We start from the raw sequence: 16,497 nt of genomic DNA on the forward strand, positions 1-16,497 counted from the left end.
GCTACAGCAGCTCGATCCCCGGCAGGCTCTTGAAGCAACTCTCGCGCGTGACGCGCACGAAGTCCGCGAGCCAGGGCTGCGCCGAGGTGTTTTGCGTGCACGCCATGTAGAGCCGCCCGGTCAACCCCTTGCTGCCGACGCGGCGGGCCGTGACGTAGCCGCGGTCCAGGTAGTTCTGCACCGCCCACAGGGGCAGCGTCGCCACGCCGCGTCCGCTGGCCACCAACTGCAGCATCGCCACGGTGAGTTCGGTGGTGCGCCGGTGCGCTGGCTCCACGCCGGCGGGGCCGAGCACCTGGCGAACGATGTCGAGCATGTCGTCGGGCACGGGGTAGGTGATGAGCGTCTGGTCGGCGAAGTGCCGCGCCGTGAGGTAGGCCTTGGCCACGAGCGGGTGATCGTTGGCCAGCAGCGCCATGATCTCGAAGCGGAACAGCGCGTGGTAGTCCACGGTTTCGCCGGGGTCCTGCTCGGACACGATGGCCACCTCGGCGCGGTTCTGCATCACCAGCGCGATCGGGTCGGGGTGGAAGCCCGAGACGATGTCGAGCTCGATCTCGGGCCAGCGCTGGCGGAAGGCGTCCATGGCCGGCATGAGCCAGTCGAAGCAGGTGTGGCACTCGACCACGATGCGCAGCTGGCCGCTGCGCCCCAGCGCGAGCCGGGCCACGTCGCGCTCGGCTTCCTCGATGAGCGGCAGCGCGGTGTCGGCCAGCTGCAGCAGCCGCAGGCCTGTGGTGCTGAACTGCGGCGGCACCGACTTGCGCTCGAACAGCTGCGCGCCGTAGCGGTCTTCGAGCAGCTTGATCTGGTGCGACAGGGCCGACTGGGTGAGGTTGAGCAGCTGCGCGGCGCGCACGAGGCTGCCTGTGTCGCGCAGCGCGATGAGCGTGCGCAGGTGGCGTATTTCAAGGATCGATTGCTGCATGACGGGCTGCATGAAAAATATTCAATCGAATGGGCAAAAGGTTTCGTTTGAATCATATGACGCAAACGCCGACCATCGCAGATTCCCAAGATCAGCGACCGGATTACCTGCAAATGACCACCCGTACCCACACCCTCGGCTTTCCGCGCATGGGCGCGCACCGGGAACTCAAGTTCGCCCTCGAGAAGCACTGGCGCGGCGAGATCGACCGTGCCGCGCTCGAAGCGGTCGGCGAGCAGCTGCGCGCCCGCCACTGGCAGGCCCAGCGCGACGCGGGGCTCGACTTCGTGACGGTGGGCGACTTCGCCTGGTACGACCACGTGGCCAACCATATCCAGCTGCTGGGCTGCGAGCCGGCGCGCTTCGGCTTCCATGGCGACGAGCCTGAACTTTCGCGCTACTTCAAGATGGCGCGCGGCGTGGAGAGCGAGGCGGCCCACGCGCACGGCGAAGGCTGCACGCACGGCAGCGAAGGCACCTTCGCGCTGGAGATGACCAAGTGGTTCGACACCAACTACCACTACCTCGTACCCGAGTTCGACGCGCGCACCCAGTTCAGGCTCGCGTCGACGCGCCTCTTCGACGAAGTGGCGCAGGCGCAGCAGGCCGGCCATGCGGTCAAGGCCGCGCTGCTGGGGCCGCTGAGCTTCCTGTACCTCGGCAAGGAGAAGGCGGCCGGCTTCGACCGCTTCTCGCTGCTCGACGCGCTGCTGCCGGTGTACGAGCAGCTGCTCACGCGGCTGAAGCAGCAGGGCGTGGAGTGGGTGCAGATCGACGAGCCCATCCTCGGCCTCGATCTGCCCGATGCATGGCGCAATGCCTTCGAGCGCGCCTACTGGCAACTCGCCCGCAGCGCGCCGAAGCTGCTGCTGGCCACGTACTTCTCGCCGCTGTCGGACAACCTGCGCCTGGCCTGCCAGCTGCCGGTGGCCGGCCTGCACGTTGACGCGGTGCGCTCGCCGCAGGAACTCACCGGCGTGGCCGACTGGCTGCCGGCGCACAAGGTGCTGTCGGTCGGCGTGGTCGATGGCCGCAACATCTGGCGCACCGACGTCGACGCGGCGCTTGCCAAGCTCAGGCCGGTGGCCGGGAAGCACCAGGGCGAGCTGTGGATCGCACCGTCGTGCTCGCTGCTGCACGTGCCGTTCAGCCTCGCGACGGAGACGAAGCTCGATGCGGAACTGAAGTCGTGGCTCGCCTTTGCCGTCGAGAAGCTCGACGAGCTGCGCGTGCTGCGCGCGGCCATCGATGGCAACGGGGCCTCGGTCGCGGCAGAACTCACCGCAGCTCGCGCCGCGGTGGAAGCACGCCGCGTCAGCCCGCGCGTGCATCGTGCCGACGTTGCCCTGCGCCTGGCGCGCAGCGTGTCCGGTGACGACAGCCGTATGTCGTCCTTCGGGCTGCGCCAGCTGGTGCAGCGCACGCGCTTCGCGTTGCCCGCGCTGCCGACCACCACCATCGGCTCGTTCCCGCAGACCGCCGACATCCGCGCCGCGCGTGCTGCGTTCAAGCGCGGCGAGCTCGACGCGCCCGGCTACCGCGAGAAGATGCGCGCCGAGATCGCGCTGGCCGTGCGCAAGCAGGAAGAACTGGGCATCGACGTGCTGGTGCATGGCGAGGCCGAACGCAACGACATGGTCGAATACTTCGGCGAGCAGCTCGACGGCTTTGCCTTCACCGCCAACGGCTGGGTGCAGTCGTACGGCTCGCGCTGCGTCAAGCCGCCGGTGATCTTCGGCGACGTGGCGCGACCGGCGCCGATGACGGTCGAATGGACCGCCTACGCGCAAAGCCTGACCAAGCTGCCGATGAAGGGCATGCTGACCGGCCCCGTCACCATCCTGCAGTGGTCCTTCGTGCGCGACGACCAGCCGCGCGCCACCACCTGCGAGCAGATCGCGTGGGCCATTCGCGACGAAGTGGTCGATCTCGAAGGCGCGGGCATAGGCATCATCCAGATCGACGAGCCGGCCATCCGCGAAGGCCTGCCGCTGCGCCGCGCGGGCTGGCCCGCGTACCTGAAGTCGGCCACGCGCGCCTTCCGCATCAGCGCTTCGGGCGTGCGCGACGAGACGCAGATCCACACGCACATGTGCTATTCGGAGTTCAACGACATCCTGCCGGAGATCGCGGCCATGGACGCGGACGTGATCACCATCGAGACCAGCCGCTCCGACATGGAGTTGCTGCGCGGCTTCGGCGGCGAGAACAATTCGGGCGGCTTCCGCTACCCGAACGAGATCGGCCCGGGCGTGTACGACATCCACTCGCCGCGCGTGCCTTCGGTCGAAGAAATAGTGCGGCTCATGCGCAAGGCCGCCGACGTGGTGCCGCCCGCCAACCTGTGGATCAACCCCGACTGCGGCCTCAAGACCCGCGGCTGGCCCGAGACCGAGGCGGCGCTGTCGAACATGGTGGCTGCGGCAAAGCAGCTGCGCAAGGAACTGGCACGGGCCTGAAGCGCGGAAGAGACCGGCGCGGACGGGGGCAGCGGGAGAAGAGGGGCAGCGTGCCAATAATGGCGCCATGCTCTCCCTGAACCGTCTCTCTCTTTTCCGTTTCTCCCTGTTGCTTCTCCTGCTTCCAGCCCCCTTGATGGGCTGGGCGCAGAGCCGTGCGGAAGCGCTGCTGCAGTTCGAAGGCGTGCAGCAGCGCTACCAGGCCTCGTACGGGCCTGGTGCCGTCTCGCGAGGCGCCAGGGAATTGCTCGATCCCGACGACCAGGCCATTGCCGACAAGGCGCTCAAGGCGCTGGACACGGCGGCGGCGCGCGCATTCAACACCAACGCCTCGGTCGCGGCCATGCAGCAGGAAGTTGCATCGGCCGGTAACGGCGGGGCCGCGCCCGGCCCGCAGCTGCTCGCTGCCGTGGCCCGCTTCGTGAAGCTGCGCTCCGACTACACGGCGATGAGCGAAGCCGGCAAGGCGGAGTTTTTCAACCGCGAGCGCGCGAAGCCCGTCGACCCGGCGCGCGCCGAATTGCTGGAGCGCATGGCTGTGGCCGACGTGCGCGAGATCGACTTCTCCAGCCAGTTGCTGATGAGTGCCGTCGTCAAGCAGCTGGCGCGCGGCAACGGCGGCCAGCTCAGCTCGCTGCCCGACCGCACCCTCGACATGGCACTCGACACCCTGTGGTCGCGCGGCGTGACCTCGACCCGCCCGCGCAACCTGATGCTCGTGGCGCGCGAATTCGAAAGGCAGGTGACGCAGGCGCAGCTTGCCGCGCTGCCCGATGCCGACGTAGCCGCCTTGCTGGCATGGCGCAACGACCCGCAGGCCGCCGCCGAGCGCGAGGCGCTGGTGGGCACCTACCGCGCCGAGGTCAAGGGCAGCGGCGGCGTCGCGCTGCGGACCCTGATCCGCGCCTGGCCGCGCTCCTGATCGCGCTGGGGGCTCTGGGAGAAATCCCGAGGCCAAAAATGCCCCAGCGGCGTGCAATGCATGACGTACCTGACAACGATTCACAACACACAGGAGAACCTGCCATGCTTTCCCACCGAATCGCTTCGCTCGCCGTCGGGCTTGCCATGTCCGTCTTCGCCCAGGGGGCCGCCGCGCAAGCCTGGCCCGCCAAACCGATCAGGCTGGTCGTTCCCTTTTCCGCCGGAGGCGCCAATGACCTGATGGCGCGCGCGGCGGCCGAAGGCGCTTCGAAGCTACTGGGGCAGCCTGTGATCGTCGACAACAAGCCCGGCGCGGGTGCGATCCTCGGCGCCGACGTGGTCGCCAAGAGCGCGCCGGACGGCTACACCTTCCTGGTGAGCGCGGCCGGCGTGGTGTCGAACAGCATGATCAAGAAGAGCATGCCGTACAAGGACGATGCGCTGGTGCCGGTGGCCATGATCGGCCTGGCGCCCTCGGTGATCGTGGTGCCGGCCAACGCGCCGTACAAGGACCTGAAGGAGTTCGTCGCCGCGTCGAAGAAGTCGGGCAGCGGGTTTCACTGGGCCACCGCCGGCACGGGCAGCACGCCGCATTTCGTCGAGGGCATCCTGCAGACGAAGTACGGCAGCAAGCTCGACGTGGTGCCTTACAAGAGCGGCTCGGAGTCGATCACCGCTGTGCTCGGCAACCAGGTCGAGGCGACCTCGGAGGCCAGCATCGTGGTGCTGCCCTATGTGAAGGGCGGCAAGCTCAAGGCGCTGGCCGGCACGTGGACGCAGCGCATCTCTGCCTACCCCGGACTGCCGACGGCAACGGAGGAGGGCTTCCCCGAGATCCGCATCGCGCACTGGGCCGGCGTGCATGCGCCGCGCGGCACGCCCGACGCGATCATGGACAAGATGGCCGCGGCCGTCGACGCCGCCATGAAGTCGCCTGAAATCTCCAAGCGCCTGAAAGACCTGGGCATCGAGCCCATCGGAGGCACGCGTGCGAGCTTCGCCAAGTTCGTCGACGAAGAGCGCGCGAGGCTCGGCAGCGTGGTCAAGGCGACTGGCATGAAGGAAGACTGAACCGAGCCAGGATGCACCGAAACCGAGCGCGTGGGCTGGCATGCAATGTGCATTGAGGGAGACGCGCAGCGCCGTTGAGCGTCGGTGCACCCGTAGCACCTTTTGCTGAAAGTCGGGTGTCGATCGGCAAGTTCCGCTTGACGGTCTAGAGACAAAGTATGCAGACTGGCTCCGTTTTTGACGGCTGAAAAGGCACTTGGACGAGCGTTGTCAGAAAGTTCCTGGCTATTGTTTCAATTTCGTGAACACTGCGGTTCATTCTTCATAGGGTTTGCCCTAGTCATCCTGGTGCACACTTGCGGCACCGAAAAGCCCAATGAAGAAGGAATTGAAATGAAGACCTCGAACATCCTCGCCGCCGCCGCTCTGTCCCTGCTCGCCGCAGCCGGCGCCCATGCAGAAACCTACGAAGGCGTTCAGCCGCTGACCTCCGGCTACAGCCGCGCCGATGTGGCGCCCCAGGCCGTGGCAGCCGCCCGTGCCGGCAACGCCTACGGCGACAACGAAGGCGCCGCTTCGACCGCCACCCCCGTTCTGACCGCTTCGGTCGACCGCGCCACCGTCCGCAGCCAGGCTGTCGCCGTTGCACACGCTCCGGGCCAGAACCTGCGTCCCGAAACCTTCGCCGGCAGCGTGATCCCGGCGCAAGCCAAGGGCCTGACCTTCACGCGTCAAGCCGGCCTGTAATTCGATGCGGCGCAAGCCGCTTCATCGAATCACAAGTCACACATCTGGAAAGACCGGACCTGCGAGAGCAGCGTCCGGTTTTTTCATTGGGTTTTCGGCTTGTGTTTCGCGCTGTGCCGGTGGCAGTCGTGCGCATGGTCGTCCACGATGCCCGTGGCCTGCATCCATGCGTAGACGATGACCGGCCCCACGAACTTGAAGCCGCGCTTCTTCAGCGCCGCCGATATGTCCTCCGACAGCGGCGTCTTCACCGGCACGCTTCCAGCGCGGTTCACGATGGGCTTGCCGCCCGCCATGCCCCAGATGAATTCAGAAAAGTCCTCGCCCTTGGCCTGCATCGCGAGGTAGGCGCGGGCGTTGCCGATGGTGGCTTCGATCTTCGAGCGCGAGCGCACGATGCCGGTGTCCTGCATCAGGCGTTCGACGTCGGCCCCGGTGAATCTGGCGATCTTCTCCGGCACGAAGCCTTTGAAGGCCTTGCGGAAGGCATCGCGCTTTCGCAGGATGGTGAGCCACGAAAGCCCGGCCTGGAAGCCGTCGAGCATGAGCTTTTCCCACAGCGCGCGGCTGTCATGCTCGGGCACACCCCATTCGGCGTCGTGGTAGGCCATCAGCAGCGGGTCGGTCTGGGCCCAGGCGCAGCGGATCTTGTCGGTGCTCTTGTCGTTCATCGTTCGTTCTTGTGCGGCCGGGTTGAGTTAGCTTCGGCACGGCATTTTCGGCGCTTTCGCCGCAAGGAAGCATGCCACGGCGGCTTCGCGTAAAGAGGCTCCCGAATGGCCTGGCCAGCCAGCCAGCCACTACCCGGAGAAGCCCCTGAGTTCCAGCAGTTCGTCGAGGATGGGGCAGGCAGGATGGTGGTCGCCCAGGCACAGTCCGGCGAGGCGCTCCAGCACGCGCTTCGTCGCCAGCAGTTCCTCGATGCGCGATTCGAGCTCCTCGGTGCGCGTCAGCACAATGCGCTTCACCTCGGCGCTCGTGCGGTGCTCGTCCTGCCTGAGCGCGAGCAGGCTGGCGATGTCGCTCATGCCGAAGCCCAGCGCGTGGGCCCTGCGGACGAAGCGCAGCACGCCGACGTGCTCGTGTGTGTATCCGCGGCCGAAGGCGCCCTGGACCAGTCCGCGGGCTTCGCACTGGCGAAGCAGCCGTTCAGAGACGCCTGCGCGGGCGATGGTCTCCTCCATTCCGAGTCGCCGGCCGGCTTGCGTTGTGGCCGGCTCGGGCGTGCCGTGGGTGCGAGGGTTCATGCGGGCTCCTTCGTGTCGAGAAGGCCCGCAGTCTTCGGCTTCGCACGGTGTCAAGGTCAAGCGGGCGGGCCGCTTTTCCCTGGAGGCGGAAGGGCGATGCGTCCTTCCGCCGGCTGCTTACCGGAGGGCGTGCGCGTGCAGCGCCGCCTTTAGCCGCCGCACCTCGTGCTGCAGGTCGATGATCAGCGCCGCGGCGTCGAGGTTCACGCCGAAGTCGCGTTCCAGCCTGCGTGCCTCGAGTGCGCACTGCAGGTCGGTGCTCGAGAACTCCCAGCGCTCGGGCGGCGCCTCGGCGGTTTCTATGCGCAGGATGCCGACTTCGACCAGCTGCACGACCCAGGCGGTGTCCGCGCCGACGGCATGCGCCAGTTCGCTCGCCGCAAGCGGTTGCGAGGCGCTGATGGCGGTGGTGCTCGTGAGGGTGAAATTCACCATGCTCAGACTCCCAGATGCTGGCGTGGGTTGAAGGATGAGGTGGCTTGGGCCAGCTGCTCGTAGGCCTTGCGCGCCTCGTCGCCATCGGCGGGCGGCAGCGCGATGTCGAGCAGCAGGTACAGGTCGCCCGGCGTCTTGCCTGCGAATCCGCGGCCCTTCAGGCGCAGTTTCAGGCCGCTGCGCGCATTGCGCGGCACGGTCACCTCGACCACGCCGCCGGTCGGCGTTGGCACCTGCACCTGCGCGCCCAGCGCGGCCTCGGTGGGCGTGACGGGCAGCGTCATGTACAGGTCGCGCTCTTCCACGCGGTAGAGCTTGTGCGGCGCGATGCGCACTTCGAGGTACAGGTCGCCCGGCGGCTCGCCGCCGTGGCCCGGCATGCCCTGTGCTGCAAGGCGGATGAACTGCCCCGGGTGCACGCCCGGCGGGATCTTCACGCTCAGCGTGCGGTTGGTCCACTGGGGGTGGCCCTGCGCGTCGATGGTCTGCGCACGCAGCGTGATCTCGCGTTCGGCGCCATTGAGCGCGTCTTCCAGCGTGATCTCGATGGCCGCGTGGTGGTCTTCGCCGCGCGCGCGGAAGTTCTGCCGCGTGGCGCCGCGCCGCTCGGCCTCGCCGAACAGCGACGAGAAGAACTCGCTGAAGTCGGCATGGTCGGCCGGCCCCTGGCGCGGACCGCGGTGGAACTCGAAGCCCTCGTCCCAGCCCGGAGGCGCGCGGAAGTCGCCCTCGGGGCTGCCGCCGCGCGCGACGCGGTCGGCCAGCGCGTCATAGGCGGCGCGCTTTTCCTTGTCGCCCAGCACATCCTTTGCCTCGTTGATGTCGCGCATGCGCTGCTCGGCATCGGCCTCGGTGCTGACGTCGGGGTGGTACTTGCGGGCGAGCTTGCGATAGGCCTTGCGCACTTCGTCGTCGGACGCGGTGCGGTCGATGCCCAGTGCGCTGTAGTAGTCCTTGAATTCCATGGTGCGTGGTGCTTCGGTGGGTGGACGGCGTCGAGGTCGGGAAGATTCCCGGCAGCTAGGCCAGGGCCGCGTCGCCGTCGGCGTGCCGCAGCAGCGGCGTCACGGCCCATGTGGGGCCGCGGCGTTCGAAACGCAAGGGCTGGGCGTTGCCGAGCAGGCCGAGGTCGACGGGCACGCCAAGCAGGGCGGCCAGTGCATAGAGCGTACCGCCGTGCGCCACCACCAGCACCGGTGCCGGCAGCCGCAGGACGGTGCCGATGGCCTCGCGCGTGCGCGCGATGAACTGCGAAAGCGTCTCGCCGCCCTCGGGCTCGCAGGCCCAGTCGATGTTGGCGGACGAGGTGCCGATGAGCGCGCCGAAGTTGCGCTCGCGCAGTGTCGCCTGTGCGGCGGGCACGAGCTTGAGCGCGGTGGCCACCGCATAGGCGGTGTCGTTCGCGCGCCGGGCATCGCTGCACACCACGGTGCGTATCGGCTCGCCCGCCAGCAGCGCGGCGGCGCGCGCGGCCTGCTGCAGGCCCAGCTCGCTCAGCGGCTCGTCCACCGCCTGGAAAATGCGCAGCGCGTTGCGGCCGGTCTGGCCATGGCGCAGGAAGTAGAAGTGATCACAGTCGGGCGAGAGCGGCTGGTCCGCAGCGATGCGGATCAACTGGTCGAGCCCGCTGGGCCTGATGTGGGCGGTGGCGGCGGTCTGTGTCGACATGAATGGCAAGAGGGTATCGATCGGTCAGTAGGCGAGCTGCAGCGGCGCGCCCACCCGCTGCGCCTGCACGTCGGCGCGGTGGAAGGGCAGCGGGTGCCACTGCTTGGCGGCGAACAGCGGCAGCTGGTCGTAGGCGCGCGGCGAGGCGGGGTCGCTGCTCTGGCCGTAGGTCAGCAGGCCCTGGGCGACCGGGCCGTTGGCGTCGAAGCTCACGACCTGCATGTAGCTGCTGCCGTAGTTGACGTTGTAGCCCTTCGGGTCGATCAGCGACTGGCCCTGCGACTCCAGCTTGTTGAGCACGCCCTCGAACTCGTCGCCGCCATGCAGCGCGATCTTCTGTCCGCGCACCATGCGCGACTGCGGCACGCCCAGCGGCACGTCGGCCGCGAAGCCGGCGGTGCGCAGGATTCCGACTGCCTCGCCCAGCGCCTTGAACACCGCCTGGCGCGTGGCCGGCGTGGCCATGTCGAGGCCGGCTGGCGTCGCCACCGGCTGCGCCGGGTCGAAGGGCAGCCGCCAGACCTTCGGGATGTCCTTGGCCTTGCGCCAGAACTCGCGAAAGAGCGGCGCGCCCTTCGAGTCGGCATTGCTGGTGCGGTCCCAGGCGGAGAGCACGCGGCAGCCCAGCGCCTGGTCGGTGTCGAGCGCGCCGCCGGCGGCGCGGCAGGCGGCCCGCAGGTCGTCCATCACCAGCATGCCGGCGAGATTTTTGCCGCGGAAGATCACGCTGCGCAGCTCGGCCGCGCCCATGCGGTTGTCGGGCAGGCCGTCGGTGCCCGCCAGCCGGCCGCGGATTTCCATGATGCCGCTGCGCGTGCGCAGCCGCTGCGGCACGCCGATGGGGCCCACCAGCGGAGAGATGCCCGCGGCCGGCGCGACGTCGGGGTTGCTGAGCCAGAAGCTGTCGTTGCTGTTCTGCACGTAATCCGGCGTGACGAGCACCGGCATGCGCGCCGGCGCGATGACGCCGGGCGCTGCGGCGGTGCTGTCGCGGTTCCAGGCGCATGCGCTGCGCGAGCCGTCGAGCACCGCCAGCCCGGCCGCGTTGAGCAGCGCGGCGGCGGCGGGCGAGGGCGCGCAGCTCCTGAGCATCTCGGCCGAGACGTCGGGCACCACCGAGAGGTCGGCGTACATCGCGTTGCCGTCGCGGTCAGCCGCGATGGTGTTGATCCACGGCATGCCCTGGTTGCCCATGGCGGCGCGCAGCTCGGCGACGTTGCGTGCCAGCGCCATCTTCATCCAGGCGTCGGCGGATCGCACGTTGAGCGTGTTGGCGTCGCGGATGGCGTAGGCCTTCCGCGCGGTCCAGCCGAGGCCGGCCCGCGGCAGCGAGATCACCGGGCCCCATTCGGTGGCATAGAAGGTGTGCTGCACCGGCGGCGCGTTGCCGCCCGTCGCCGCGGCGGGCAGGGTCACGGTGCGCGCGACCATCTTCCGCGGCTGGCCGTCGACCAGGTAGACGGTCGGGTCGGCGGGGTCGAGCTTCAGCTCGTAGAGCGTGAAGCGCTTGCCGGTCGAGACGGTGTGGGTCCAGGCCACGTCCTTGTTGAAGCCGATCGCCACAACGGGGCTCAGGCCGCCGGTGGCGCCCATCACGTCGAGCTTGCCGGGAATGGTCAGGTGCATCTCCCAGAAGCGGTTGGTGCCGTTCCACGGGAAGTGCGGGTTGCCCAGCAGCAGGCCCCGGCCGTCCGGCGTGGCGTTGCGTCCGAAGGCCCAGCCGTTGGAGCCGAACTCGCCGCCCTCTGGGTTGGCGTTGAAGCTGTGGCGGCCGATCTCGGCGACCGCCTCCTTGAGCTCGACGGGTGCGGCGCCAGTCCTGGCGCCGGGCGCAGGCGGCACGGCGGCCAGCACGGCGCCGGCCAGCGCGCCCAGGCCGCCCTGGATCATCGACATCTCGGTGGCACGCGACAGGTCGGCGGCCGTCATCGGGCGCACCCAGGGCTTGCCGCGGCAGGCTTCGGGCAGGCCGTTCGGCCCCACGTCCTGCAGGTAGCGGTTGTAGCCGGCCACGTAGCCGCGCAGCGCGGCCCGCACCTCGGGACTGGTGCTGGCGCCCGCGCGGGCCAGCGCGGCGTCGTCCATGTGATAGCGGATGAACAGGTCGATCTGCGCATTCGGCGCGCGGCCCAGGCCCAGTTCGCCTGTGTTCTGCGCGCCGAGGAACTGCGAGCGCTCGCCGCGCAGCGTGAGCAGGTGCTCGGCCGTCTGGCAGACGTTGTCCTGCGCATGCGCATAGGCGCTGCCGTAAGCCAGGCCCTCGTAGTCCGGCGCCGTGATGTGCGCGATGCCGAAGGTGGTGCGCTCGATGGTCACGCTGCGCCCTCCGGGCGGCGGCGTGCTCGCGCAGGCTGCGAGCAGGGCGGCCAGGCCCAGCGAAAGGGCCGTGAGCGGCAACCGGGAGGGCGTGGCGTTCTTCGATGTCATGCGGGCGTCTCTCTTCTTCGTTGGAGGGGAACAAGCAAGCCGATTAAAGGACGTGCCTTCGCCGCGCGTTGTCACCAGCGCGGCACGCCGCGCCGGGTTCAGCCGAACTTCATGCCCTTGGGGCGAGCCTGCAGCCGGTGGATGTACGCATCGATCTTCGGGCGGTTCGAGCGGCCGCCGAATGCGCGGTGCCAGATGAACATCGAACCGATCATCACGTCGGCCGCGGTGAACTGCGCACCGAACAGGTAGGGGCCGTCGCCCAGCTCGCGCTCGACCGCATCCTTGGTGGCCTCGAAGTTGGTCCAGCCGCGCGCGCTGTTGTCGCTGTAGATTTTCAGCAGGCTGTCGCCCATCGCAGGCTCGAGCTGCGAGGTCGAATAGACCATCAGCGACAGATAGCGCCCCCGCTCGGGCGAACCGACGGGCGGCGCCAGCCGCTTGCCGGGAAACTTCTCCGCCACGTACATGCAGATGGCCGCGTTCTCGAAGATGCGCGTGCGGCCGTCGACCAGCGCCGGCAGCTTGCCTGCCGGGTTGATCTTCAGGAACTCGGGCGTCTTGTGCGCCTTCTCGCGGATGAGCGTGGGCACGATCTCGTAGTCGACGCCGGCTTCGTCGAGCATCCACTTGGCGACCTGGGCCCGGCTGTGCGGGTCGAAATACAGCTTCATGGTCATGGGCGTGTCTCCTGTGGCCCCAATGGGCTATCGGTCAGAACTTTGGGATGCGCAGCGTCTTGCTGATCATGAGGGTGCCCGACAGCGCGAACAGCAACGCCAGCGGATGCAGCTGCCAGGGGCCGACGATCCATGTGCCGCCCCAAACGTCGGCACCGATGCGGCCCTGCCATGCGGCGTAGGCCAGCACGGCCACCAGCACCACGCTGGTGGGGATGGGCGTACCTTCGAAGTACTTCACCTTGTCGGAGCCGGCCGAAAGCGCCTCGGCCGTCACGTTGAAGCGCGCGAGCCGGCTCACGCCGCAGCAGACGAAATACACCAGGATCGCGCAGTCCCAGCCGCCGTCGAGCCCCGCCGCGAAGCCGAGTGCCGCGGGCGCCACGCCGAAGGAAATCACGTCGGCCAGCGAATCGAGCTCGCGCCCGAGGGCCGACTGCGTCTGCCGCCAGCGCGCGATGCGGCCGTCGAGCACGTCGAAGACGAAGGCCGTGGGTGCGAGCGCGGCGGCCCACAGGAACTGCGCGAGCGAATGGCTCGCCATGAAGGCCATCGCCAGGAAGACCGCTCCCACGCCGCAGGCCGCGTTGCCGAGCGTGAACACGTCGGCGAGGTGGAACTCCCGGATCATCGAGAAATGCTTGCGGCCCGGCACGGGGGATGGTGTGGTCATGGAGAGCGAGGGAAGAAAGTCTGGCAAGACCTGGATGACGGCCGATGGAACCGCACCTTAACCGAAGCGGCGGGCGCAGCCTGTAGTCGCGGTCCGACGCGCGGGCGCCGCCTGTCCGACAGGGCTTGGCGGGCGCTCAGGTGCCCTGGTGCGACTCGACGATCCGCGCGAAGCGCCCGAGCAGGCTGGCGGCCGCTTCGGTGTCGACCACGCCCTCGCGCAGCGCGGCCGGATCGGCGCCCTTGGAGGCCAGCTCGCCGCCCAGCATCCCGATGTAGCCGCGCATGGCCTCGGCGTTGAATTCAGGGTGGAACTGAACCCCCCAGGCGTGCCGGCCGACGCGGAAGGCGTGCACCGGCTCGTGCTCGTTGCTGGCCAGCAGCACGGCGCCTTCGGGCAGGCGCAGCGCGCTCTGCCAGTGCACCGCGTGCGCCGGGAACTGCGCGGGCAGGCCCTGCAGCAGCGCGTCGGTGGCGGCGGCCTCGCCGAGCGTGACGGTCACAGTGCCGACTTCCGCGCCCTGCGGACGGTCGCCGGCCTCGCCGCCCAGTGCGTGTGCCAGCAACTGGTGGCCGTAGCAGATGCCCAGCACGGGCGTGTCGCGCGCGACCAGCTGTGCGAGCCAGGCGGCCGTGGCCTCGCTCCAGGGTTCGCGGTGCGACACCATCGCATGCGAGCCGGTGATTACTGCGCCGGCCACTCCGTCGGGGTCGGGCAGCGCGTCGCCCCGGCGCGGATCGATTACCAGCAGGGGCAGCGCGTGCTSGCCGWGGCCGTCGGCGATCCAGTGTTCGAAGTCGCCGCCCTGCTGTGCGCGCAGGGCTTCGAAGGTGCTTCCCAGCTTGACGATGACGAGGGGGTGCGGTCGGGGAGTGTCCATGCCGCGATCATGCCGCAGGTGCGCAACCGGCAAGCAACGGCTACAGTGGACGACCCGGGGCCGTTCCCGGGTGCCTGACCTGACCGCAACCCTGCCGGAAACACCATCGATGCGCGCACTGGCTGCCTTCCTCGCGATCTCCGCCGCGGCGCTCGGCGCGCATGCGGCCGAGGTGGTGCGCTGCACCGATGCCAGCGGGGCCATTTCGTACACCAACGTCGAGTGCCCGCCGGGCAGCAGGCAGTCGCGGCAGGTGCCCATTCTCGAAGCGCCGCCGTCCGATCCGGCTCGCCGCGACTACACGCCGCCGCCCACCTCATCCGCGCCGCCGGTTGTGCCGCCGAGCCAGGTGGCGAGCAATCCGCCCTCGGGCCCGGCCATCATTCCACGCTACCCCATCGAGAGCCAGCCGCAGGCCGCGGCCGAGCCTCCGGGTGTCGTGATCCTGAGCCCCGATCCGTACTACGACGGCGTGCGCCCCATCCGCAGGCCGCGGCCGCCGCACGCGCACGACTACGGGCCACCGCCCGGTCAGCGGCCCTGCCAGAACCTCGCCGGCATCAGGCGCTACAACTGCTGAAGACCGACCGGATGAGCGTTTGGGAAGAACAGGGGCCGGGCAGCCTGCCGTGGACCGTCTATTGCGACGGCAGTGCCATGCCGAACCCGGGGCGCATGGGCATCGGCGCCGTCATCACCGCGCCCGACGGCAGCCGCCACACGCTGTCGCAGGCCACGTACACCACGGGCTGCAACAACGAAGCCGAGCTGCGGGCGCTGACCCTCGCGCTGCGGGATCTGCGCGAACGCGGGGCGACGGAGGTGCTGGCTTACAGCGACAACAGCATCCTGGTCGAACAGCTCGGCGCGCCGGGGCCCCAGCCGGTTGCGCCCATCGCACGGCTGGCCGGCCTGTTCGACGAAGCCCGCACGCTGATCGGCAGCTTCGAAGACGTGCGCCTGCGGTGGATTCCGCGCCACCGCAACGGCGAAGCCGACGCGCTCGCGCGGGCCGCGCTGGGCTTCGGCCCCAAGCCGCCGGTCCGCCGGCACCGCAAGCGCCGGTAGCTGCCGAAAAGGGCCCGCCCCCGGGAGCCCCTATCATCACGCGCCATGACAGAAGCCACCTCCCGCCCACCTCTGCCCGACCATCTCTCCATCGACCCGCGCAGCCCGCACCACGTGGCCGCCGCGTTCGAGCACGACATCGGCATCCGTTTCAACGGCAAGGACCGCCTCGACGTCGAGGAATACTGCATCAGCGAAGGCTGGATCAAGGTGCCCGCCGGCAAGACGCTCGACCGCAAGGGCAAGCCGCTGCTGCTCAAGCTCAAGGGCACCGTCGAGGCGTACTACAAGTAAGCAGGCGCAGAGCCTGACAGGCTCACCGCCACTGCAGCAGCAGCGACCAGGGCTGCCGGCTCATGTGGCGATCGACGCACCCCGGCGTACCGGGCGTGCATCCCTCGGGCAGGTAGCTCGGGTCCAGCCACCGCGTGCCCGGCGCGAAATCGAGCCGGCGCCGCGTGACCGACTGCAGCACGTTGCCGCCCACCGTATCGAAGCCGGTGGCATCCACCGTCACCACCACGTCGCAATGCATGGGCAGCGGCTCGCCGCCGGTGTCCCGCGCGGCCAGCACTTCGCCGATCTTGTCGAAGGTGTCGAGTTCGGCGCCCGTGCCGCGCGCCTGGCAGACCAGGTCGCCGACGCGCGGCGGCGTGCGCCTGAGGTCGCAGGCCCGCAGCGCATAGCGCGTGTTCCGGCCGAAGCTCTCGTCGATGCCGGCCTGCCACGCGGCTCCGGCGTAATCGGCATGCGCCTCGGAGAACACGAATTCCTCTTCCGTCAGCCCGGCCTGCCGCGCGAGCCAGCTGACGAATGCGGCGGACCAGGGCGTGTCGATCACCGCCACCCGTGCCAGCGCGGCCTGAACGGCGCGCAGCTCCGCTGAATCCAGCCCCTCGTCGGGGCCCACGCCCATGCCCTGAAGCCGCCCGGCAGTTGCCTCGTTCAACGCCTGCATCAGCAGATGGCGGTCGGCCGGGCGCAGGGCGCCGAAGCGCACCTGCGAGGGCAGCCGCGGATCGACCGCCTGCCAGTAGCCCAGCACGCGCTGCCAGGGCGCGAGGCCGGGCACGGTGTGGCGCGTGTCCTCCGCCTCGGAATCGCCGGCTTCGGTCATGCGGCCTTCGGCGTCCATCGCCTGGCCGCCGAAGGCTTCGTGCTCCTGGATGGCGAAGGTGGCCATGGCGAGGGCGCGCGAGGGTGATGGGAGCTGCGTGGCGGTGTCGAGGCAGCCCGAAGAGGCCGATGCCGGGTTCGCGAACGCTGCCAGCCACAAGGTGCAGGCGAGCACTCCCGCCGAGTGTTTCGACGCGCGGGGAGTCTTGTCGCCGACGAATGGCATGCGACTCT

18 protein-coding genes are annotated in these 16,497 nt (G+C 69.2%); 7 read left to right on the plus strand and 11 right to left on the minus strand.

From position 1 onward, the window contains the following. Position 1: 1 nt before the first annotated feature. On the minus strand, positions 2 to 928 hold the full coding sequence (locus QMO14_RS20960) for a LysR family transcriptional regulator (protein WP_301509473.1): 927 nt from the start codon (positions 926 to 928) through the stop codon (positions 2 to 4). 113 nt (positions 929 to 1,041) lie between these two features. Between QMO14_RS20960 and metE the strand changes: the two genes are divergently transcribed. From metE to QMO14_RS20980, 4 genes are all read left to right on the plus strand, one after another. Then, complete coding sequence (gene metE / locus QMO14_RS20965) at positions 1,042 to 3,387, plus strand: 5-methyltetrahydropteroyltriglutamate--homocysteine S-methyltransferase (protein ID WP_301509475.1); 2,346 nt, start codon at positions 1,042 to 1,044, stop codon at positions 3,385 to 3,387. 67 nt (positions 3,388 to 3,454) lie between these two features. Beyond that, on the plus strand, positions 3,455 to 4,309 hold the full coding sequence (locus QMO14_RS20970) for a hypothetical protein (RefSeq protein WP_301509477.1): 855 nt from the start codon (positions 3,455 to 3,457) through the stop codon (positions 4,307 to 4,309). Between the two features lie 146 nt (positions 4,310 to 4,455). Further along, positions 4,456 to 5,382, plus strand: coding sequence for a tripartite tricarboxylate transporter substrate binding protein (locus tag QMO14_RS20975; RefSeq protein WP_301509523.1), 927 nt, complete (start codon positions 4,456 to 4,458; stop codon positions 5,380 to 5,382). A 333-nt stretch (positions 5,383 to 5,715) separates the two neighbouring features. Further along, positions 5,716 to 6,069, plus strand: a complete 354-nt coding sequence (locus QMO14_RS20980; RefSeq protein ID WP_301509479.1) for an alpha/beta hydrolase — start codon at positions 5,716 to 5,718, stop codon at positions 6,067 to 6,069. A gap of 83 nt (positions 6,070 to 6,152) precedes the next feature. Here the strand turns inward: QMO14_RS20980 and QMO14_RS20985 are convergent, their stop codons facing one another. The 9 genes from QMO14_RS20985 to QMO14_RS21025 form a co-directional block, all read right to left on the minus strand. Continuing rightward, entirely contained in the window at positions 6,153 to 6,740 is a 588-nt protein-coding gene (locus QMO14_RS20985) for a DNA-3-methyladenine glycosylase I (protein WP_301509480.1), read from the minus strand. Positions 6,741 to 6,869: 129 nt separating this feature from the next. Next, positions 6,870 to 7,316 (minus strand): MerR family DNA-binding protein, encoded by a 447-nt coding sequence (locus QMO14_RS20990; protein WP_301509482.1) that lies wholly within the window; start codon positions 7,314 to 7,316, stop codon positions 6,870 to 6,872. Positions 7,317 to 7,433: 117 nt separating this feature from the next. Continuing rightward, complete coding sequence (locus tag QMO14_RS20995) at positions 7,434 to 7,751, minus strand: chaperone modulator CbpM (RefSeq protein ID WP_301509483.1); 318 nt, start codon at positions 7,749 to 7,751, stop codon at positions 7,434 to 7,436. Positions 7,752 to 7,753: 2 nt separating this feature from the next. After that, a complete protein-coding gene (locus QMO14_RS21000) occupies positions 7,754 to 8,716 on the minus strand; it encodes a DnaJ C-terminal domain-containing protein (protein ID WP_301509484.1) in 963 nt (320 codons plus the stop codon). A gap of 55 nt (positions 8,717 to 8,771) precedes the next feature. Next, positions 8,772 to 9,419 (minus strand): histidine phosphatase family protein, encoded by a 648-nt coding sequence (locus QMO14_RS21005; protein ID WP_301509485.1) that lies wholly within the window; start codon positions 9,417 to 9,419, stop codon positions 8,772 to 8,774. 24 nt (positions 9,420 to 9,443) lie between these two features. After that, positions 9,444 to 11,846, minus strand: coding sequence for a penicillin acylase family protein (locus QMO14_RS21010; protein WP_301509486.1), 2,403 nt, complete (start codon positions 11,844 to 11,846; stop codon positions 9,444 to 9,446). A gap of 98 nt (positions 11,847 to 11,944) precedes the next feature. After that, positions 11,945 to 12,526, minus strand: a complete 582-nt coding sequence (locus QMO14_RS21015; protein WP_301509488.1) for a glutathione S-transferase family protein — start codon at positions 12,524 to 12,526, stop codon at positions 11,945 to 11,947. Between the two features lie 34 nt (positions 12,527 to 12,560). Next, positions 12,561 to 13,199, minus strand: coding sequence for a phosphatidylcholine/phosphatidylserine synthase (locus QMO14_RS21020; RefSeq protein ID WP_301509490.1), 639 nt, complete (start codon positions 13,197 to 13,199; stop codon positions 12,561 to 12,563). A 136-nt stretch (positions 13,200 to 13,335) separates the two neighbouring features. Continuing rightward, positions 13,336 to 14,079, minus strand: a complete 744-nt coding sequence (locus tag QMO14_RS21025; protein ID WP_301509492.1) for a glutamine amidotransferase — start codon at positions 14,077 to 14,079, stop codon at positions 13,336 to 13,338. Between the two features lie 109 nt (positions 14,080 to 14,188). On the opposite strand from QMO14_RS21025, the gene QMO14_RS21030 reads away from it, so the two are divergent. From QMO14_RS21030 to QMO14_RS21040, 3 genes are read left to right on the plus strand one after another with little or no spacing between them, the layout of a single operon-like run. Beyond that, entirely contained in the window at positions 14,189 to 14,659 is a 471-nt protein-coding gene (locus QMO14_RS21030) for a hypothetical protein (RefSeq protein ID WP_301509494.1), read from the plus strand. A gap of 11 nt (positions 14,660 to 14,670) precedes the next feature. Continuing rightward, the gene (locus QMO14_RS21035) at positions 14,671 to 15,147 is read left to right on the plus strand and encodes a ribonuclease HI family protein (protein WP_301509496.1); all 477 of its coding nucleotides are present in this window, start codon (positions 14,671 to 14,673) and stop codon (positions 15,145 to 15,147) included. A 45-nt stretch (positions 15,148 to 15,192) separates the two neighbouring features. Next, positions 15,193 to 15,441, plus strand: a complete 249-nt coding sequence (locus QMO14_RS21040; protein ID WP_093200855.1) for a DUF3297 family protein — start codon at positions 15,193 to 15,195, stop codon at positions 15,439 to 15,441. 22 nt (positions 15,442 to 15,463) lie between these two features. Here QMO14_RS21040 and QMO14_RS21045 read toward each other — a convergent pair whose 3' ends face one another. Next, positions 15,464 to 16,489: a DUF2272 domain-containing protein gene (locus QMO14_RS21045; protein WP_301509503.1), complete on the minus strand. Its 1,026-nt coding sequence runs from the start codon at positions 16,487 to 16,489 to the stop codon at positions 15,464 to 15,466. Positions 16,490 to 16,497: the final 8 nt, after the last annotated feature.

The sequence above is a fragment of the Variovorax sp. CAN15 genome, assembly GCF_030462475.1.
Classification (GTDB): domain Bacteria; phylum Pseudomonadota; class Gammaproteobacteria; order Burkholderiales; family Burkholderiaceae_C; genus Variovorax.